The organism is Sphingopyxis sp. H115 (assembly GCF_001468465.1).
Lineage (GTDB): Bacteria > Pseudomonadota > Alphaproteobacteria > Sphingomonadales > Sphingomonadaceae > Sphingopyxis.
The window spans coordinates 1-20,002 of record NZ_LNSA01000027.1; the positions used below are offsets into that span (position 1 = coordinate 1).

Annotated in this window: 17 protein-coding genes and 1 pseudogene; 13 read left to right on the forward strand and 5 right to left on the reverse strand. The window is 62.4% G+C overall.

Annotated elements, in window-relative coordinates; genetic code table 11:
- Nucleotides 1-86: 86 nt before the first annotated feature.
- Nucleotides 87-1,010: a serine hydrolase domain-containing protein gene (locus ATE71_RS16635; RefSeq protein WP_058804438.1), complete on the reverse strand. Its 924-nt coding sequence runs from the start codon at nt 1,008-1,010 to the stop codon at nt 87-89.
- A 133-nt stretch (nt 1,011-1,143) separates the two neighbouring features.
- On the opposite strand from ATE71_RS16635, the gene ATE71_RS22575 reads away from it, so the two are divergent.
- The 5 genes from ATE71_RS22575 (at nt 1,144) to ATE71_RS16660 (ending at nt 8,426) form a co-directional block, all read left to right on the forward strand.
- Nucleotides 1,144-1,884, forward strand: coding sequence for a GntR family transcriptional regulator (locus tag ATE71_RS22575; protein WP_052208263.1), 741 nt, complete (start codon nt 1,144-1,146; stop codon nt 1,882-1,884).
- Nucleotides 1,881-3,185, forward strand: a complete 1,305-nt coding sequence (locus ATE71_RS16645; RefSeq protein ID WP_054588695.1) for a hypothetical protein — start codon at nt 1,881-1,883, stop codon at nt 3,183-3,185. Before ATE71_RS22575 ends, ATE71_RS16645 begins: the two co-directional genes overlap by 4 nt.
- A gap of 106 nt (nt 3,186-3,291) precedes the next feature.
- A complete protein-coding gene (locus ATE71_RS16650; protein WP_054588694.1) occupies nt 3,292-5,529 on the forward strand; it encodes a TonB-dependent receptor in 2,238 nt (745 codons plus the stop codon).
- Nucleotides 5,530-5,584: 55 nt separating this feature from the next.
- The gene (locus ATE71_RS16655) at nt 5,585-7,132 is read left to right on the forward strand and encodes a carboxylesterase/lipase family protein (RefSeq protein WP_082665267.1); all 1,548 of its coding nucleotides are present in this window, start codon (nt 5,585-5,587) and stop codon (nt 7,130-7,132) included.
- A 61-nt stretch (nt 7,133-7,193) separates the two neighbouring features.
- Nucleotides 7,194-8,426 (forward strand): serine hydrolase domain-containing protein, encoded by a 1,233-nt coding sequence (locus tag ATE71_RS16660; protein ID WP_136173728.1) that lies wholly within the window; start codon nt 7,194-7,196, stop codon nt 8,424-8,426.
- A gap of 285 nt (nt 8,427-8,711) precedes the next feature.
- On the opposite strand, the gene ATE71_RS16665 is transcribed toward ATE71_RS16660, so the two are convergent.
- A complete protein-coding gene (locus ATE71_RS16665) occupies nt 8,712-9,122 on the reverse strand; it encodes a hotdog fold thioesterase (protein ID WP_054588691.1) in 411 nt (136 codons plus the stop codon).
- Nucleotides 9,119-9,997, reverse strand: coding sequence for an alpha/beta fold hydrolase (locus ATE71_RS16670; RefSeq protein WP_039575377.1), 879 nt, complete (start codon nt 9,995-9,997; stop codon nt 9,119-9,121). The genes ATE71_RS16665 and ATE71_RS16670 overlap by 4 nt, the downstream gene beginning before the upstream one ends.
- Before the next feature lie 68 nt (nt 9,998-10,065).
- On the opposite strand from ATE71_RS16670, the gene ATE71_RS16675 reads away from it, so the two are divergent.
- A complete protein-coding gene (locus ATE71_RS16675) occupies nt 10,066-10,566 on the forward strand; it encodes a MarR family winged helix-turn-helix transcriptional regulator (RefSeq protein WP_223181259.1) in 501 nt (166 codons plus the stop codon).
- A gap of 490 nt (nt 10,567-11,056) precedes the next feature.
- A pseudogene (locus ATE71_RS21855) lies at nt 11,057-12,039 on the forward strand (helix-turn-helix domain-containing protein); the annotation flags it as partial.
- A gap of 197 nt (nt 12,040-12,236) precedes the next feature.
- Here the strand turns inward: ATE71_RS21855 and ATE71_RS16690 are convergent.
- Together ATE71_RS16690 and ATE71_RS16695 are read right to left on the reverse strand one after the other, a co-directional pair.
- A complete protein-coding gene (locus tag ATE71_RS16690) occupies nt 12,237-12,566 on the reverse strand; it encodes a 2Fe-2S iron-sulfur cluster-binding protein (protein ID WP_228383639.1) in 330 nt (109 codons plus the stop codon).
- 26 nt (nt 12,567-12,592) lie between these two features.
- On the reverse strand, nt 12,593-13,855 hold the full coding sequence (locus ATE71_RS16695) for a cytochrome P450 (protein WP_039575372.1): 1,263 nt from the start codon (nt 13,853-13,855) through the stop codon (nt 12,593-12,595).
- Nucleotides 13,856-14,045: 190 nt separating this feature from the next.
- Here ATE71_RS16695 and ATE71_RS16700 point away from each other — a divergent pair, with 190 nt between their 5' ends.
- From ATE71_RS16700 to ATE71_RS16725, 6 genes are read left to right on the forward strand one after another with little or no spacing between them, the layout of a single operon-like run.
- Nucleotides 14,046-14,786, forward strand: a complete 741-nt coding sequence (locus tag ATE71_RS16700; protein ID WP_039575369.1) for a FadR/GntR family transcriptional regulator — start codon at nt 14,046-14,048, stop codon at nt 14,784-14,786.
- A 44-nt stretch (nt 14,787-14,830) separates the two neighbouring features.
- Complete coding sequence (locus tag ATE71_RS16705) at nt 14,831-15,973, forward strand: NAD(P)H-dependent flavin oxidoreductase (protein WP_058804441.1); 1,143 nt, start codon at nt 14,831-14,833, stop codon at nt 15,971-15,973.
- Between the two features lie 24 nt (nt 15,974-15,997).
- Nucleotides 15,998-17,188 carry a thiolase C-terminal domain-containing protein gene (locus tag ATE71_RS16710; RefSeq protein WP_054588689.1) on the forward strand — a complete coding sequence of 397 codons (1,191 nt, stop codon included), beginning with the start codon at nt 15,998-16,000 and terminating at the stop codon, nt 17,186-17,188.
- Nucleotides 17,185-17,646, forward strand: coding sequence for a Zn-ribbon domain-containing OB-fold protein (locus ATE71_RS16715; RefSeq protein WP_058804442.1), 462 nt, complete (start codon nt 17,185-17,187; stop codon nt 17,644-17,646). The genes ATE71_RS16710 and ATE71_RS16715 overlap by 4 nt, the downstream gene beginning before the upstream one ends.
- 7 nt (nt 17,647-17,653) lie before the next feature.
- Complete coding sequence (locus ATE71_RS16720; RefSeq protein WP_054588687.1) at nt 17,654-18,874, forward strand: acyl-CoA dehydrogenase family protein; 1,221 nt, start codon at nt 17,654-17,656, stop codon at nt 18,872-18,874.
- Entirely contained in the window at nt 18,874-19,965 is a 1,092-nt protein-coding gene (locus ATE71_RS16725) for an acyl-CoA dehydrogenase family protein (RefSeq protein ID WP_054588686.1), read from the forward strand. Before ATE71_RS16720 ends, ATE71_RS16725 begins: the two co-directional genes overlap by 1 nt.
- Nucleotides 19,966-20,002: the final 37 nt, after the last annotated feature.

Sequence of the window (20,002 nt, forward strand, 5' to 3'; positions counted from 1 at the left end):
CGCATCCGACAAATCCCCGCGACCCATGACTGATCCTCAAAAAGCAGTCTTGAATCAGAAGGAGGAGGATTTGGGAATCCCTTTTGTCAACACGGCCTAACGATTGTAAGCCGAAGCGACGGAATGATATAGAGGCGTTGATCGCCCGCGCCGGCGGCGACGACCATATCCGCCGGGAGTTCGTTGGCATGACTGGTGATATCGGTGGACCGGGTAACAATATCGACAGCCGGCGTGCTACGGGGCAACCACCAGGTGAGACCGTAGGCCGGATTGGCCTGGCTACCCTTGAACAGCTCGGCGAACGCCAGTTCATCGACAAGCGGCTTGCCGTCGAGCTTCCCACCGCCGCGGACGAACTCGCCGATCTTCGCCCACTCGGACGCTGCCAGCACGAGGCCCTGCGGCATGAGCGGTGCGCCATCGGGGCCGCTGCGCCAACTGCCTATGGTAACCCCAAGCGGAGTGAGAATGCGCCGCTCCACATAATGGCGAGCGTTGCCGTCTTGGCCCTTGGCAACGAGCTTGCGCCGCATGATCTCTCCAAAGATTTGCATCGGGGCGGGACCATATTGGAATTTGCTGCCCGGCGCCGCCGTGAGCGGTGCCTTCACCGAGTCCAGATACCCTTGGGCCCTGCCGACGGTCGATGCCTGGCCGCCCGTCATCGACAGCAATTGCCGAAGCGTGATCTGTTCCTTTTTGGGGTCGCCCCTCCATTCAGCGAGTGTCTCCGATGCCCGCTCGTCGAGGGTTAGAAGTCCATCCTGTGCGCCCGCCGCCGCCATCAGCCCGACAAGGCTCTTGGTGCCCGACCAGAGTTCCTGCGGCGTCGCGATGTCTGCCGATCGGCAGCGCACTTTGCCATCTTCAAGTATCAGCAGCGCAACGCCGGAATTAGCCTCAGAATAGGCGATCGCTTCGGCACAGCCGGGAAGAGGGGCGGGTTCGCCTGCCGCGGCTGGCTGTGCCGCAACCGCGGCTGCGAAAAAGAGGATGGTGCGCTTCAAGATCCGACTCCGATTTTCCGATGCTTGTCATTCTCCATATTATCGATAATAAATTCATTCGCAATCATCGATTGCTCGTGTGCGCTGCCCGATTAGGATGGCGCCGCGAGCAGGGAAAGCCGAACGGAGAGACATGGCCGCGACGAAGACCGACGACGACAGCGCGCCGACGCAGGACCGCGTGATCGCGCGCCTTTTGACCGACGACATCGTCGAATGGCGGATTCCGCCCGGATCGTGGCTGCGCGAGCGCGAAATCGCCGCGCGCTTCGGAGTGAGCCATGCGCCGGTGCGCGAGGCGTTCCGGCATCTCGCGCGGATCGGGCTTGTCAAGGTCGTGCCGTGGCGCGGCACCTATGTGATCGATATCGACGAGCATGCTGCGAACGAGGTCTATGAACTGTGGAAATCGCTGTTCGGCGTCGTTTGTCGCCTTGCGGCCGCCGAAATGACCGACCGCGACGGGCGCGAACTGATGCACCGGCTTGTCGAATATAAGGATGTCACCCAGCGCACCGACAATACGTTCGAGCATATCAAGGTCTCGAACCGCATCGGTCGCTTTATCGCCAAACGCAGCAATGCGCCGCTCGCGCTCGAGCTCCTCGATCGGGTCGCGCTGCTCGCGCGCTGGCAGCACAATGTCTATACTGACAGCTATATCGAGACGCATGGCAACGAGGCGGCGAAGCGATCGGCCATCCTCTACGACGCGCTTTGCCGCCATATCGTCGCGCGCGATGGCGATGCCGCCGATGCGGTGGCGCGCGATCTGATCGGGGTTACTCAGAATAGTTTTGGGCGCGCACTCGAGGAATATAAGGCCCGCCACGCAAAGCCTAAGCCCAGCCGCCGCCGCGCAAAAGTGACATGAGCCGTCTCCCGACCGACCGCCGCACCTTGCTTAAGGCGGGCCTCGCGGCGCCGATCGCATTGCAGGTTGACTCCGCTGCCGCTGTATCCCTGGATTTGACCATGTTCGGCCCCGGACGCCTCTTCGCCGACGTCCAAAGCTATGCCGAGGCCGGCAACAAGCAGTCGGGCGGCGCGGGCGATCGCTGGACCGCCGACTGGACAGCGAAGCGGCTGTTCAGTGCCGGATTCGAAGTGGATCGCCAGACGTTTGACGTGCCTTGGTTCGAGGCGTCGCATTGCGAACTTACGCTCGGCGACCACACGATACCGCTCGTCGCACAGCCGCTCGCCGTCGAAACCGGCGAGGCCGGTCTCGCTGCGCCGCTGCGCCTCGCAGAAATCCCTGAACGCCTCGACGGCGCGATCGCCGTCGTGCGCCTGCCTTTCCGCCGCTGGTCGAGCCTCGTAGATCGTGCAGTGCGCGAGCCGCTCGCCGATGCGCTTGCGCGCGGTGCGAACGGGGTCATTCTCATTACGACTGGGCCGACGGGCGAGGCCTTGCTCCTCAATGTCCCGGCCGGTCATCCTGTATCGGACAAGCCACTTGCCTTGCTCGCGCCGCGACTCGCCGCCCCGGTGATTGAAGCCGCGCGCCACGGTGCCGCGGCGAAATTAGCGCTTCGCGGGCGCGGTGGGATTCGGGCAGCGCAGAATATAATCGGGCGACGCGTTCGCTCCGGTCGCCCTTGGCTCGTCGTCTCTACGCCGCGTTCAGGCTGGACCGATTGCGCCGGCGAGCGGGGGCCGGGTATCGCGATGTGGCTCGCGCTTGCCGACTGGATGCCCCGAGCGTTTCCGCAACACAGCCTGCTCTTCCTGTGCAACAGCGGGCATGAATATGAGAATCTCGGTGCGAGCCATATCGCCGACAAGGTGGGTCCAGCCCCCGGCGAGACCGCTTTCTGGTTTCATCTCGGCGCCAATGCGGCAGCACGTGACTATCAGGAAATGCCGGGGCGCTTGCTGCCGCTGCCAAGCGCCGATCCCTATCGTTTTCTCATGACATCGCCCGAATTCGTGACGTGTGCGCGCGAGATATTCAAAGGCCAGCCGGGGTTGGAAATGGCCTATCCTTCGGCGGAAGGCACAGCGGGCGAACTCTCGGAAGTGATAAAGGCCGGCTACGTGCGTCATGCCGGCATCTTTGGCGCACACCGTCATCACCACGCTGTGACCGACGATTTATCGACGGTCACACCTGACCCCCTTGCCGCTACGGCGCGGGGCGTCCGCGACCTGCTGAGCGCCGTCGTCTCTTAGACCAGCGAACCACCTGCAAAGACATTGCGCTTTCCGGCTTGACTTGCCGACGGTTTTGCACAAAATTATCGATAATAATTGCGATAACAAGATGGGGAGAGTGACCATGGGACGCAGAGCGAACCTTCTTTTCTGCACGGCCGCGATTTGGGTAGCCGTCGCTCCGCCTGCTTTCGCTCAAGACGCACCGTCCGAAGCTCTTCCGGACGCGGCTGAAGCGGATGATGACGGCGCCATAGTCGTAACGGCGCGCCGCCGCGAAGAGCGGCTGGCCGATGTGCCGACCGCGGCGTCGGTCATCGATATCACGTCGCTCACCGATCGCGGCGGCGCCACGGGCAGCGGCGAACTCCTCGCCGATCAGCCAAGCGTTCGCTTCAACAATCTGAACTCGTCCGTCACGTCGGAGATCTCGATCCGCGCTTCGTCGACCGCGCGTGCCACCAATGGCGACCCGAGCGTCGGGCTCTATCGCAACGGTGCCTATATCGCCGGCGGTCCGGTGGGCGGTCGCAACTTCACGCGGCTCGACCTGCTCGACATCGGCCGCGTCGAGGTTCTGCGCGGGACGCAGGGCGCGCTGTACGGCCGCAACGCGGTCGGCGGCGCGATCAATATCATCTCGGCCGAGCCCGAATTCGATCTCTCGGGCTGGGCGAGCGCGCGCTATGGCTTCGAGAACAACAGCTTCCAGACGCAGGGCGCGATCAATGTCCCGCTCGCCGATGGCCTGGCGATCCGCATCAGCGGCGATCTCGTCGAGCAGGACAAGGGCTTCTTCTACAATCCCGACAACGACGTCTATTTCGACCAGCAGAAGGGCCACGGACTGCGCGGCCAGATCCGGCTGAAGCGCGGGCCGGTCGACGCGATCATCACGGCCGAGACCCAGCGGCTGACCACGCCGACGATCCATTACCAGATATCCATTCCCGCGGGCACGCCAGGCTTTCCCGGCGGTTATACGCAGGATCGCTTTCGCTACCCCTGGAACACCGCGCCGCGCGCCAGCCAGGACGTGGACGGCCTTCAGGCGCTCGTCCGCGTGGATCTGGGCGGTGCCGACCTGACGTCGACAACCTCCTTTCGCAAGCGCACGTCCGAATATGATCTCGACAATGACGCGATCAGCCCCGCCGAGCTGGCGCGTGCGCGCGCCGCGGGGCAGATCGGCGCTCTCACGCCGCTCGATGCCAGCACCGCGTCCTACGTCGTCGACACGACCGACAATTTTTCGCAGGATATTCATGTCAGCGGGGCGAGCGATCGCTTCACATGGCTGGTCGGCGCCGAAATGCTGTTGCTCGACAGCGATTTCTCGGTGGCGACGACGCGCACGCCGACGCTCGCCAATCCGTCGCCGGGCAATATCGCGCCCGCGCGGCTGCATTTCGAAAGCTATGCGGCCTATGGCTCGCTCGGTTTCGACATCACCGACAGCCTCAACCTGACCGGCGAACTGCGCTATACCCGCGACAGCCGGAGCATCTCGGCGCGGCTTTACGATTTGGGGACTGGCCTGCCCACCGGCGGGCCATCGCGGATCATCGACGACAGCATCAACGCCGACAATCTCTCCTACAATGCGACCCTCTCGTACAAGCTCACGTCGAACATCCTCGCCTATGGCAAGGTCGGCAGCAGCTATCGGGCCGGCGGGTTCAACACGCGCCTCTCCGATCCGCGCGCGCCGAGTCCTGTGCAGGTGCTGTTCGGCAACGAAAACAGCACGTCTTACGAAGTCGGCATCAAGGGCAGTCCGATCCGCCGCGGCTATTTCGCAATCGCGGGCTATTACACCGAGCTTGAAGACCTGATCGCGCAGGTCGACGATGGCTGCGCGCTCACCAATCCGGCGTGCCCGATCGCCGCGGTCGCCTATCTAACCAACGCAGGCGATGCGAAAAGCTGGGGTATCGAGGCCGAATATAGCCAGGGCTTCGATCTCGGCGAAGGCAATGGCCGCCTCGCCTTGAGTGGCTCGCGGCAAGAGGGCAAGGTCAAGAGCGGCCGCTATGACGGGCTGGACCTTGCGCAGGTTCCCGACTGGCTCGCCTCGGCCAACCTCAATCTGCGCTACCCGGTCACCAAGGATGTCGCGCTGACCAGCAATGTCCTGATCAGTGGTCAATGGGGCGGCAAACAGGAGCTGACAGCGACCTCGGTCGACCTCGATGATTATGTCCTCGTCAATCTTCGGGTCGGCGTCGACTTCGGCAAGATCAGCGTCAGCGCGTTCGCGAACAACGTCTTCGACAAGGTTTATTTCGTCGCGCAGGCGCCGACGATCAACCGGTACAGCCAGCCTCGCGTCGTCGGCGTCGAAGGACGCATTTCTTTCTAGGTCGCGCTCCCGTCCGCGGCCTCCAGCCGCTGGTCGGGAAGGGTAGGAGGGCGCAATGCGGCATTTGGTGATGGCAGCACTGTTCGGTGCCGCGATGCTGACCGGATCGGTGTCTGTCGCGGCGGCGGAGACGGCCCCCGCGGCGACAATCGCGCAGGGGCGCCTTGCGGGCGCGCGCACGGGGGACGTCGAGCGCTTCCTTGATATTCCTTTCGCCGCCGCACCGGTCGGCGCTCTTCGCTGGCGGGCGCCGCAGGCACCGCCGCGCTGGCGGGGCGTCCGCGATGCCGCAAAACTCGGCCCGGCTTGTCCGCAGACGGTGCGCCCCGCACTTGTCGCGGGCGGGGTAGCCGAGCATCAGTCTGAGGATTGCCTCCAGCTGAACATCTGGCGCCCGGCGGGGGCGCGAAAGCTGCCAGTGATGGTCTGGATCCATGGCGGCGCCCATGTGGTCGGTTCGGGCACCTTCCCGGTTTTCGACGGCACCGCCTTCGCGCGGCAAGGTGTGGTTTTGGTGACGATCAACTATCGGTTGGGCGCGCTCGGTTATTTCGCCCATCCCGCGCTCAGCGCGGCCAAGCCGCGCGGCGAGGCGCTCGCCAATTACGGCCTGATGGACCAATTGGCCGCCCTGCGGTGGGTGAAGAAAAATATCGCCGCATTTGGTGGCGATCCGCGCCAGATCACCTTGTTCGGCGAATCCGCCGGGGCGATCGGAGTGACGACGATCCTTGCCCAGCCCGAAGCCAAAGGCCTGTTCGCCAAGGCGATCGTTCAGTCGGGCGTTGGTCTCCTCGATCCGCGCCCGCTTGGCGAGCAAGAAGCGCTAGGCGCGGCGTTGGCAGCGCGCGCAGGTGCGCCGCCTTCAGCATCGCTCGACGCGCTTCGCGCGCTGCCCGCCGCCGCGCTCGTTGCCGCTGGCGAGGTCCGGACGCCGGGCGCGATGACCGGCCCCATCCTCGACGGCGACCTGGTACGCGAAGCGCCTTGGCGCGTCTTTGCGCGTAGCGAGCCGATCGACGTTCCGCTCCTCGTCGGCGCGAACAGCAACGAGGCGAGCGTCATCCTTGCCATGGGCGTGCCGCCATCCGCCGCGCTCGCCTATCTAGGGCGCGACCAGGCGGCGGGCCGGGCCGCCTATGGCATGGGGCTGGCCGATGATGAACTGGCGCGCCAGGTGTTGGGCGACGCCTGGTTCGTCGCCCCGGCGCGCTGGCTCGCGGCCCGGACGGCGGGAGGGGCGCCTTCGTATCTCTATCATTTCGACTATGTCGCAGCGGCGCGGCGCGACCGCGCCAAGGGCGCCGCGCACGGGTCTGAAATCCCCTATCTGTTCGGGACGCTCGACTATTTCGCGTCGGTCGCCGGCGCCGTCGGTGACGAGGATCGCCGCTTCGGCGAAGGCATCGCCGCCTGCTGGGTTGGCTTCGCCAAGACGGGCGTTCCTGGCTGCGCACTCGTTCGCGACTGGCCGCGTTACGATGCGGCAAGCGACCGTCTCGCAAAATTTGCGCCCGAGTCTGGCGTCGTCGCCGGCTTTCGCAAGGCGCAGCTCGACCATCTGCTCAATGTTCACTTCGGGAACGGCCAGCCCAGGCCCTAGCCCGTCCGGCCGCGCTAGGCCCTCCGTTTCGACGATGTGCAACGAAGCTGGGAGAGAGAAAATGGCTGGAAGAACGAAATGGATGTGGCTTGCCGCTGGTGCGGCGATGGCTGGGGCTGCGGCCTTTGCGGCGCAGGGCGGGTTCGGGGGCAACGGCGGCGGCGAGGCGCGTCCCATGGTGCAGCTTCCGCCTGCGGCGCCCGCTGCTAAAGCGTCGACGTCGGCGGCATCGGCGCCCGCGGCCGCCAGCCTTTCGGCCACCGTCGGCGGTTATACCTATGACTGGACCGCGTTACAGTCGGCAATCGACGCTGATACCGAGGTCGATAACGGCTATTTCATCGTCGGGAATGCTTCGGATCCCGACTATCTCTTCGCTTACGAGAAGGGCAGCTTTGGTATCGATCGGGTGACCCCGCTTGCGTCGGCCTCCAAATGGTTCGCCGGCGCGCTGGGGATGCGCATGGTGCAGGCTGGCATCGCGACGCTCGACGATCCGATGCGGCCGCCGCTTGCCTTCTGGACCACGATCGGAACGAAGAAGGATGTCCAACTCAAGCATGCGCTGTCGATGACGTCGGGCTTCAATGCGAGCCCGCTCGTTGGCGGCTGTCAGCTGCTTCCGGCCATGACGCTCTACAATTGCGCGAAGAGCATCCACGATTTGCGCTATGATATTTTGCGCCCGGGCAACGCGCCCGGCGCGCAATATAGCTATGGACCGCACGGCCTTCAGGTCGCCGCTGCCTATCTGGAGGCAAAGGATATAAGCATCGCGCCCGGCACGTCACCGGCACGCCAGCGCAATTTTCACGAACTGTTCGCGCAGCATGTGACGACCCCGCTCGGGATGACGAGCACGACCTGGTATGACCCTGCGGGAAGCGCTCCCACCAACCCGTGGGTCGCGGGCGGCGCCTATTCGACGCCGCGCGACTATGCGAAACTTCTGCGTGCCTTCCTTGGCGGCAGCTTTATTACCGATATGACAAGCTTCACCCAGCAACGTACCGCAGGCTTGCCGCGCGTTTTCGTGCCGGCGAGCGCGGGCAATTGGGAATATGCGCTCGGCTCCTTTGTCGAATGCGACACGCCTTCGGCCTGCGCGACGTCCAAGATCAATTCCTCACCGGGTGCCTATGGTTGGACCGGCTGGATCGATCGCGAGACCGGCTATTACGCTTTGATCGCCACCGAAATATCGAGCGGAGGCGACCGGAAAGGCGTCGAGCTCGAACAGGTCATGCAGGATCTGATCGAGGATGCGATCGCGAATCGCACCCCGGCGCCCTGACCTGACCCAGCAGTCTAGTCACGCAGCACAGGAGAACTTGATCTCCATGCGCTGCGTGGCTGGCCTGTCGGACTAGGCAAAGTCGACGGCTCAAAGGCGAGCGGCCAAACCCGCGTGTGACCGGCAGGGAGCCGATTTGACTGAATGGCCGATGCGCGGCCGTCCGGTCGTGGGTTCGGCCTAGGGACACGTCGCCAAAAAGCGTGTCGCTGCCGCCACTGCCTCGGCTCCGAAAGCTGCTGGGCATGCATCTGGCCGCGCAGATTGGCTCGCCTCGGGCGGTTATCAGGCGACGTAGGCCCCTCTACCACTCGCCACCAAGGTTCCGTCTGCGGCTAGGATCCGGGTAGCCGCGACGCTTATCTGCCGCCCTAATTTCACCGGGCTGCCGATCGCGCGAAGCGGCCCCAGCTTGGCCGGTCGGTGAAAATCCACATGGAGGTCCGCCGTCGCCCGCGCAGCACCCCCCATCGCGATGATCGTATAGAGGCCGGTCAGATCGATCAAAGCCGATACGATGCCACCATGCGCCGCGCCGACCGTCGGATTTGAGATGATTTCGTCTCGCCAAGGCATGGAGATCACCAACTCGTTGGCGCCGACCTCAGCGATGCTGAGCCCGAGCCAGCGGTGAAAAGGGGCCAGCGCCAATAGGTCACGTAATTCCTCAAGCCCCGGGACGGCGGGGGCATTCATGATTTCATTTCCGCTTCATGGATGCCGAGCAAAAACTCTAGGATCGATTGCCCGAAAGCGTCGTTCTCGTCCCCCACCACCATATGAGTCGCATTCGCAATGTCGCTATACGCCATATGAGGGACAAGGCCCTGGAAATGCTTGACGGCTTCCAGCGAGACGAGATCGCTTGACCCGCCGCGGATCAGATGCACCGGCAAGGTCAAGCAGGCAGCGGCCGCGCTGAGCTCGGTGCGGCCATGGTCGCTGGAAACGCCGCCGCCCTGCTGCGTCACTCTTTCGATGAAGGCGGGGTCCCAGTGCCAATAGAAGCGTTCATCGTCCTTGCGGCGCAGATAGTGTGCTAGCCCGGCCGAAGCCTTCCGGCTGGGGCGATGGGGCAGATAGTCGGCAATGACCTGTGCGGCCTCTTCCACCGACGCAAAACCATCGCGCGCATGCGCCGCCATGAAACCGACCACGCGGGCGACGCCGCTCGGTTCCATCTGAGGTGTGACGTCGACCAGCGTCAGCGATCCGAAACTTCCCGGTGCGCATTTTCCCTCGGCGATGATCCCGGCCAGGCCACCAAGAGACGCGCCAATCAGCGCCGGTTTGCTCGCCGTCGCCGCAGCGATCTCGACGAGATCGGCCGCAAAATCGGAGATATCATAGGCTCCGTCGCTGGCCCATGCACTCTCGCCGTGCCCGCGCATATCGACTGCGATGGTCCGGAAACCATGGCTCGCGAGCCGGTGGGCTACCGCCCTCCATGCCCTTCGGGTCTGTCCGCCGCCGTGCGCGAGGATTACCGGTAATCCGAGTTCCGGGCCATCAACCGACGCTGCGATTTCATGGCCCGCTTTCCCGGCAAGCGTGATCGACTGATCAATCATTCCACGATCATACTATATCATATCTTACAGTAAAGGGTTTTCAGAATATGATGTTGGCTCTACAGTCCATGACGATGGTTGAACCTCGCAATACAAGCGGCATCTCTCCCGCGAAAAGTCTTCTGACGGCCTCAGACGAGTTTGTCTTTCTCATCGAGGAAGTGCCCCGCAAACTGCGTCGGAAGTTTGATGCCTCAACGGCGCGCTTCGGATTGACGCGAACCCAGTGGCGCGCGCTCGTCTATATCTATCGGACCCCGGGCATGACCCAAACCGACCTCTCCAAATGCCTCGAACTGGAGCGTGCCAGCGTTGGCCATGTTGTCGACCAGCTGGAAAGAATGGTACTCGCGGAACGGCGCGCTGCCAAGGGCGACCGGCGCGTCTGGGAACTTCATCTTTTGCCCCGAGCGATCGAAATCCTGCCTCAGCTGCGCGCCGAAGCCGACATGATCTACGCGCGACTGCTCCATATGATTTCCCCAACTGAGATACGCGCGATGCGCTCATTGCTGACGAAAATGTCCGGCAATCTCGAAAGCGGATCGGAAGACATGCCTCCTCGATAGGAGCCGTGGAAGATTTGAAATGGCCGACGCCATTCATCGTCAGCAAGCCGATATCCCCAACTGGCACCGCTCGCGTCTGAGGCGGCGCGCCGCGGCCGTTCTGCCCCCGCTGCATCAGGTTGCCAGCACTGACGGCTAACTAATTGCGAATATCGCGGCACGGAGCCCTACCTGCCTCCCGCCGTGTTGCAGAATAGTCCGATCGAGCCGGCAATCGTTCGGCGGTGAGCGCCCTCCCGCGAGGCGGGCCGCTCTTGGCTTCGCGTGCCAGCGCCAATTGACCGACGAGCTATTTCGTGCAACGAGTTGTCTACCAAGAAACGAACCTCTGCGTGGAGACCGACATGGCTCAACCCGAGCGCTTCATGTGAGGGCGGATTGCCGGTGCTGTCCGCCGTCAGCACCAATGGCACAGATTTGAGGTTGTGATTTAAGGAGGATTTGGGCTTCGTCGTAGTGACTAAGGAACGAGGATGAAGCCCAATCCTCCTTGAAAAAATCGGCGCCGAAGGCCCCTGCTGAGCGGCTGGTGAAGGACATACGGCGTGCGACGCGCCGGCACTTCTCTGCAGAGGACAAAATCAGGATCGTGCTGGAAGGCCTGCGCGGCGAGGACAGCATCGCCGAGCTGTGCTGCAAGGATGTCATCGCCCAGAGCTTGTATTACACGTGGTCGAAGGAGTTCATGGAGGCGGGCAAGCGGCGCTTGGCGGGCGACACCGCCCGTGCCGCGACCACCGGCGAGGTGCACGACCTGCGCCGCGAAGCCCGTGCCCTTAAGGAATGCGTGGCCAATCTGACGCTGGAAAACCGGTTGCTCAAAAAAAGCATGATCGCGGATAGGGCCGACGACGAATGAGGTAACCCGCATCCGAGAAGCTGGAGATCATTCGGATCGTCGAGCAGTCGCACCTGCCGGCCAAGCGCACGCTGGAGCAGTTGGGCATCCCGCGCCGGACCTTCTATCGCTGGTACGGCCGCTACCTCGAGCGCGGGCCGGAGGCGCTGGAGGATCGGCCATCGGCCCCGAGGCGGGTGTGGAACCGCATCTGCGATGATATCCAGCAGCAGATCATCGACATGGCGTTGGATACAACCGACCTGTCACCCCGCGAGCTCGCGGTGCGCTTCACCGACGAGAAGCGCTACTTCGTGTCGGAAGCCACGGTTTACCGTATGTTGAAAGCCCATGACCTGATCGCCAGTCCGGCCTTCATCGTGATCAAGGCCGCCGACGGGTTCCACACCAAGACGACGCGGTCGAACGAGATGTGGCAGACCGACTTCACCTACTTCAAGATCATCGGCTGGGGCTTGGTGTACCTGTCGACCGTGCTCGACGACTTCTCCCGTTATGTCATCCTTTGGAAGCTGTGTACCACCATGCGGGCCGGGGATGTCACCGACACGCTGGAGCTGTCCCTCGAAGCTTCCGGATGCGCGTCGGCCAGGATGATCCACAAGCCGAAGCTGCCAATGGGCCCGGCCAGCATATTGCCCGCGCCCCTTAATTCGTCAGGGAAATGGGCGGCGAGGAATTGCCGCATTTCGGTGCGAAATGCGTCTTCGCTCGTCTAGACATCAGGTTCTAGCTGAGTTGGCACTGAAACCTCCGTTCAAAACTGAATTTGCGACGCCGCACGCGCACGACAGGGCTGCGCTCTGTCTGGTCAGTATTGCTGCTCGGGAACGTGCAAAATCAAACCTTCCACTCCTTCCACCATGGGTATCTGGCAGGCGAGGCGACTGTATTCGTTGGCACCTTCGGCAAATTGCAGAAGCTCTGCCTCCGCTGCCCCTTCGACCAGGCGACCAACCCTGTCGATCCAGGCCGGATCGACATGGACATGGCAGGTCGCACAGGCGCAGACACCGCCGCAATCGCCGTCGATGCCCGGTACATCATTGAAGAGCGCCGCCTCGCGTGCGGTTTCGCCCTCGGCAATTTCGACTTCCCGCCGCGTTCCATCGCTGGATACGAACGTCACTTTGACCATCATACACTCCGTATTTCTGCTTCAGCAAATCAGCGCGCGTGCAGCCGCACCGGCAGATTGGTGATCCCGCGCACAAGGTTTGAGAAAAGGCGCTCGGGCTCGCCGGTCACTTCGACCTTGGCGAACCGCTTGTGAATTTCTTCCCAGATGATCCGCAACTGCAGTTCTGCCAGCCTGTTACCCATGCATCGATGGATGCCATAACCGAATGACAGGTGATGGCGCGGATTCTTGCGGTCGATGATGAACCGGTCAGCCCGGTCGATGACCGTTTCGTCGCGGTTGCCCGACAGGTACCACATCACGACCTTGTCGCCCTTCTTGATCTGCTTGCCGCCAATCTCCCAGTCCTGCAGCGCAGTGCGGCGCATGTGAGTCAGCGGCGTCTGCCAGCGGATGATTTCCGGCACCATGCTGGCGATCAACGAAGGGTCGTCATTCAGTTTGCGATATTCATCGGGGTTCTGATTGAGCGCCAGCACACCGCCGCTTATCGAATTGCGCGTGGTGTCGTTGCCGCCCACGATCAGCAGCAGCAGGTTACCCAGAAATTCGAGGAAGGGCATATCCCGTGTCGCCGGGGAATGCGCCATTATGGAAATCAGATCGTTCTTCGGTTCTTCGTTGATGCGCTGCTCCCACAGTCCTTTGAAATACATCGCGCACTCGATGAGTTCTTCACGCCTCGCTTCGTACGATTCGACGATGCCGGTTTCAGGGGCGGCCGTTGTGACGTCGGACCAGCGCGTGAGCTTGCGGCGTTCCTCCCACGGGAAATCGAATAGGGTAGCAAGGGTCATCGTGGTCAATTCAACTGAGACCTTGTCAACCCAATCAAATTCCTCGCCTATCGGCAGATCATCGAGAATCTGACACGCTCGTTCGCGGATTGTCGGTTCGAGCAACAGCAAGTTGGACGGCGCTACAGCGGGGGTGACGGCCTTGCGTTGCTGGTCGTGCTTTGGAGGATCCATAGCGATGAACATTTCAAGTTCGAGCGCGCCTTCCACCGAATGCATGTCCTGAATGGCGATACCGCCGAGCTTTGCCTCCGACGAAAAGACTTTGTGGTTGGTGTCGACAGCCATGATATCGTCGAACTTGGTGATCGACCAGTAAGGCCCAACATAGCTTTCGCGGCAATAGTGGACCGGCTCCTCTTTGCGCAGCCGGTCGAAATACAGGCCGATCGTGTCCTGCTGAAAAAGACTCGGCCGTGCGACATCAATTTCGTCGATCGGAATGGCTGCAACTTTTCCGGCAGTATCCAGCTCCATCGTGTCGATGCTCATGTCTCGTCCTCCATCCCAGGCAAGCAGACTCACCTTGCTATCAAACAGGTAGATGTTTCGCAGGGTGTGGTCAATAAAGCTTATAAGGATTGTTGCGACATTTGACCGCACTGCAAACTTCATAGACTGATGCTGGACATGCCATCCGATAAACTCTTATAAGGTTTTATCAGAGGAGCGATTCCCAGTGATGCAACCGAAGGTCGATGATTCGAGGAAGGCCAAGCGTGCGCTCACGCTTGCGCAGGACATCGTACGCGATATCGAAGCCGGGGCGCATGTTGCGGGCGACAGGTTGGCGCGCGAGGACGAAATGCTTGCGCGATACGATGTCGCCCGAGCGACCTTGCGCGAAGCGCTTCGCTTCCTTGAACTCCAAGGCGTTATCCATCTTCAACTAGGTCGCGGTGGCGGGCCGGTGGTCGCTCGCCCGCAGACTGGCGATTTCGCAAACAGCCTCTCGCTGATCCTGCATTTCATGGAGGCGGACTTGAGGGGCTTGCTCGAATTGCGCGAAGCGATTGCGGCGGATGTTGCAGCCTATGCCGCCCAGCGCGCGACCACGGGTGATCTGAGCGCACTTGCCGATTGCCTCAAAGAGCTGGAGCGAAACGAAGCGAGCAGCCAGTTCGAGGAACTGAATCGCCGTTTTCACGATATGCTCGGCTGGGCCAGCGGCAATCCGCTTTTCGGCCTTCTGACTTCCGCGTTGCATATGCTTACCCGCGAATTCTCGCTCTCGCTGGGGTATTCGGCGCAAGAGCGTGCGGTCCAGTTGCGTTTCTTGCGCCGCGTCCTTGAAGCTGTGCGCAAGGGCGATGCCGAAGGAGCGCGGCAGGCTATGGCGCGTCTCGTGGCGGGCTCCGCCTCCTATCTCGCACAGAGAAGCCCTGAGCTTGTGTCCCAGAAGGTCAGGTGGGGACAGACGTAAAAAACGGGCGCCGGTGGGTGGCGCTGGATGGAGAGGGTATTACGATGGCACTCAAGAGCCGCATATGCGAAATTCTCGGGATCGAATACCCGATCCTTCTGGCCGGAATGGGCGGGGCGAGTGTCCCCGCGCTCGCGGCCGCAGTATCGAATGCCGGGGGACTTGGCGTTCTTGGCGCTGCGGCCTGCTCGCCAGACCAGTTGCGCAGCTGGATCCGCCAGACCCGCGAACTGACCGATAAGCCATTTGGGGTCGACACCCTTCTGCCTGCCTCCGTCAGGCGCGGTTCGGCACCGCAGAGCGGCGCCTCGCTCGAAAACCCGATGGCACTGCTTGGCGAATATCAGCAGTTCACCCGCGATTTCATGGAACGCGAGGATCTGCCCGAAGTGGATGCCGCAATGGCCATGCGCGCGGCTGGCGCGCCGGAAATGGGCAAGGGCGGTCCGCAGCTGTTCACGCGGGAGTTTTTCGAGGCGCAGATGGAAGTGGTAATCGAGGAAAAGGTGCCAGTCTATGCCGCCGGCCTCGGCAATCCCGGACCGTGGATGGACCGCCTTCATTCCAATGGCACCAGGGTCATGGCGGTGATCGGCAAGGTCAAGCACGCCCAGCAGGTGGTCGATTCCGGCATCGACATGATTGTGGCGCAGGGCCACGATGGCGGCGGGCACAACTCCCCGATCGGAACCTTCTCGCTGATTCCGCAGGTAGTCGACGCGGTGGGCGGTCGGGTTCCCGTGATCGGAGCAGGTGGAATCTCCGATGGCCGCGGAGTCGCCGCAGCGATGATGCTGGGCGCTCTGGGCGCGTGGGTCGGAACGGCGTTCCTGGCAACCGAAGAGGCAGGGATTGAACGGTTCCAAAAGGAAGCAATAACCGACGGCGGCGATGCAGATACCGTCGTTAGCCGTTCGTTGACCGGCAAGCCTGCGCGCATGATCCGCAACAAATGGGCCGATGCTTGGGTTGCGGCGGGCAAGGAGCCGCTTCCGATGCCTTACCAGTCGATGATTTCAGGGCCGGTCATGGCTTCGGGCATAAAGGCTCAGCGCAAGGATATCATGCCCGGCTTCGCGGGGCAGGGAATTGGATTGATCCATTCGATCCGTCCAGCGGCAGAGGTCATGCGCGATCTTGTCGAAGGGGCCGAAAGGGCGCTGGCCGATGCCAGATTCTATTCCTGAATTGCGGCAAGACGGGTACGCTGTATGAACGCTTCGCAGACCTTATCCTTTGCCGACAAGGCCGCCATAACCGGTGTGGGCGAAACCGCATTCGTCAAGGGCACCGAACGGACCGCGGTGGACATGATGCTGGAAGCCTCGCGCCGCGCAATCTCAGATGCCGGGCTGAAACCTTGCGACATCGACGGCATGGTGCCGCCGCCGATCTATACGACCTCGGAGGAAATGGCCGCCAATCTCGGCATTGATGTGCTGCGCTATGCGGCCACCGTTCACATGGGCGGCGCCAGCCCGACGACGGCGCTGCAGAACGCGGCAATGGCGATCGCCAGCGGGCTTTGCGATCACGTGCTGGTGACGCTCGGTTGGAACGGCTATTCCGCCCTCAGGCCCAAGCCGGGTGCCCCGCCCACTCGGGCGATGAACATGAACACGCTGACCAATACCATCCAGGGCTATTACATCCCCTATGGTGTGTTCCTGCCGGTGCAGATGTATGCTTGGCTGGCGACCCGTCACTCGAAGCTTTACGGCGTGGGCGCGGATGCGATGGCAGCGGTAGCGCTAGCCTGCCGGCGTCACGCGCAGTTGAATCCGCGCGCCTTTACCTATGGGCGCGAACTCGACGCGGAAACCTATCATTCGGCGCGCTGGATATCCGAGCCCTTCCGCCTTTACGATTGCTGCCTTGAAACCGATGGCGCCTGCGCGGTAGTCATATCGCGAATGGATCGGGCCAGGGATATGCCGCATGTGCCCGTCAGCATCGCCGGTGCCGCGGAAGGCCACCCCTATCCCGCCGACGACATCCCCTCGCGGCCCGATCCCTTCAAGATTGGCCTCAGCTATGCTGCCCCGCGCGCTTTCGACATGGCGGGCGTCAAGCGCGAGGACATGGATTTCCTGCAGATTTACGACTGCTTTACCTATGTCGTTCTGCTGCAACTGGAAGCGATGGGCTATTGCGAACCGGGTGCACAGTTCGAATTCGTCGCCAATGGCCAGATTGAGCTGGGTGGCCGCTATCCGATCAACACCCATGGCGGCTTGCTCAGTGAGGCGCATGTCTGGGGACTCAACCACGTGGTCGAGGCAGTGCGCCAGCTTCGTCACGACTGCGGCGAGCGCCAGGTGCTGGGAGCCCAAACTGGTCTTGTGACCGGCTGGGGTGACCTTGGCGATGGAAGCATTGCCATTCTCAGGAGGTTTGCATGAGCAGCGAGAGCGATCTGCCTCCCAAAATGCGGCCCTCCGCGCAGGTTGCGCCGCCCAAACCGCGACCTCGCCCGCAAGACCCGGTTGAGCAGGAATTCTGGAAGCGGTGCCAAGACGGCAATCTCTATTTCCAGCGCTGCGGCGGCTGCGGCTGCTTCCGCCACCTACCGCGCTATATGTGCGCAAAGTGCGGCTCGCCGGAATTCTCCTGGGAACGCAGCAGTGGCAAGGGCACGCTGTTTTCCTGGACCGTTACCCACCAGGCCCTCCACCCGGCTTTTACCGACGAAATTCCCTTCGTGGCGGCGGTGGTGGAATTGGAAGAGGGCGTACGCATGGCCACGCGCCTGATTGGTTGCGATCACGAGCGCCTAGCGCTCGACCTTCCGGTGGAAGTGGAATTCGAATTGATCGGTGAGGACTTCCGCCTTCCTGTTTTCCGCCTGCGTGAAAGTTAGAAGCGTCATGGATCTTGATTACGGGCCCGAATACGATGTCTTCCGCAAGCAAGTGCGGGCTTTCATCGAAGCGCACCGCCATCTCGCGCCGCCTTCTGCTGACCGGGCGGCCCGACCTTCGTCCAAGGCAGTCGAATGGCAGAAGCTGTTGATCGAGCATGGGTATACCGCGCGAACGATCCCGCAGGAGTATGGAGGCTATGGAGCGGAGCCGGACATTCTCCAATCGCGCATCATCGCAGAGGAATTTGCGCGGGCCAGGGTGCCGGGCGGGCTTTCTAATCAGGGAATCTCGATGTTCGTGCCGACCCTGCTTGAACTCGGCACCGAGGAACAGAAACGGCGCTGGATCGAACCCACGTTGAAAGGCGATATCGTATGGTGCCAGGGCTATTCCGAACCCGGTGCCGGGTCGGACCTAGCCAACCTCAAGACCAGCGCGCACATCGAAAACGGCGAATTTGTTATCAATGGCCAGAAGATCTGGACCAGCACCGCCAAGCAGGCCGACATGATCTTTTGCCTGGTCAGGACCGAACCTGACGCACCCAAACATGGCGGCATTTCCTACCTGATCTTTTCGATGGACACGCAGGGCATCGAGGTTCGCCCCTTGAAGACGATGACCGGTCACGCCGAGTTCAACGAGACGTTCTTCACCGATGTGCGCGTCCCCATGCACCAGATCGTCGGCCAGCGGGGCCAGGGCTGGTTCGTCGCGAACGCAACCCTAGGCCATGAGCGCGGAATGCTGGGCGATCCCGACGCGCTCGAAAACCGGCTGCAGGCGCTGATCGCACTGATGCAGGAAGAGCGTTTGGGCCAGGGTCGCGCGATCGACAATCCGGTACTGCGCGACCGGCTAGTGGCACTTCAGGCCGAAGTAGCGGCGATGAAATACAATGGGATGCGCATCCTTTCGAACAGCCTTAGGGGAGAGCCGGGCGGCATGGCGAAGCTGATCGTCAAGTTGCAAAGCTGTGAACTCGCTCACCAGATATCCGCGCTGGCAATCGACGCCATGGGCGAACTGGGCATACTCTATCACCACAGCCCGCGTGAGCGGGACGGCGGGGCGTGGCAATGGAACTATATGTTCCAACTCGGTCTCATCATCGGCGGCGGGACCGCTCAGATCCAGAAGAACATCATCGCCGAACGCGGCCTTGAAATGCCACGTGAGCCGAACCCCGCGGACATGGCGCGACAGAAGCAGGGAGCAGACTGATGGACTTTGGACTTTCGCAGGACCAGCAGATGTTGCGCGACGCCGTTTCGCGGTGCCTCGCCGATACCAGCCCGCTCAGTCACGTCCGCGAATGTGCGGAGCGGGACAATCCGTTGAGCGACCAGGTGTTGCGCGCCCTCCACGATCTGGGCGTTGCCGGAATGCTCGTCCCCGAAGAGCATGGCGGGCTCGGCATGACCTTGCTCGACGCGGCGGTGGTGGCGGAACAGCTTGGCTATGCGGTCGCACCGGTGCCGTTTCTCGCCAGTCAGGTTCTCGCACCGATCGCCTTGCGCGAAGCTGGCAACGAGGAGCAAAAGGCCCACTGGCTGCCAAAGATAGCGAGCGGCGAGGCGCGTGTCGGTGTCGCGATTTCCGAGACGATCGAGGTGCGCGACGGCGCGGGAGTTTCCTCTGCCGGCGGGAAGCTCAACGGCACCGCCCTGTTCGCGCTCGATTTCGAAGGAGCTGATGCCTACGTCGTCGCCGATTCCGGTGGCAGGCTGCACCTTGTCGGTGCCAAGGCGTCCGGGCTGGAAGCTATCGCGTTGACGACCATCGATCGCACCCGTAGCGTCGGGGAATTGCGGTTTGACGGGGACGAAGCGGAACCACTGGCTGACGATGGCGGAGCTACAGTGGCCCGGCTGCGCGATGCGGGCCGCGTGATCCTCGCCGCAGACAGCCTTGGCGCAGGTCAGGCCATGATCGAAAGGGCTGTCGATTATGCTGGTCAGCGCGAACAGTTCGGCCGCCTGATCGGTAGTTTCCAGGCCGTAAAGCATATGTGCGCCGAGATGGCCGCGCGGCATGAACCGTGCCGTTCGCTCGTCTGGTACGCCGCCCACGCCTTCGACGCGGTGCCGAATGAGGCATCACTGCTTGCCTGCCATGCCAAATCGCACACGGCCGAGGTCTATCGATTTGTCGCACGCACTTCCACCGAAGTGCACGGCGGAATGGGATTCACCGACCTGCTTGGCCTGCATTACTGGTTCAAACGGATCGGATTCGACCGGCAGGTTCTGGGTGGGCCAGAAGCGGTCCGGGCGGAGGCTGCGGCACTTCAGGGCTGGACCAAAGCTGCGTGATGTTTCTTCCAAGGGAAGTGCGCCAAAGCCGCCACCC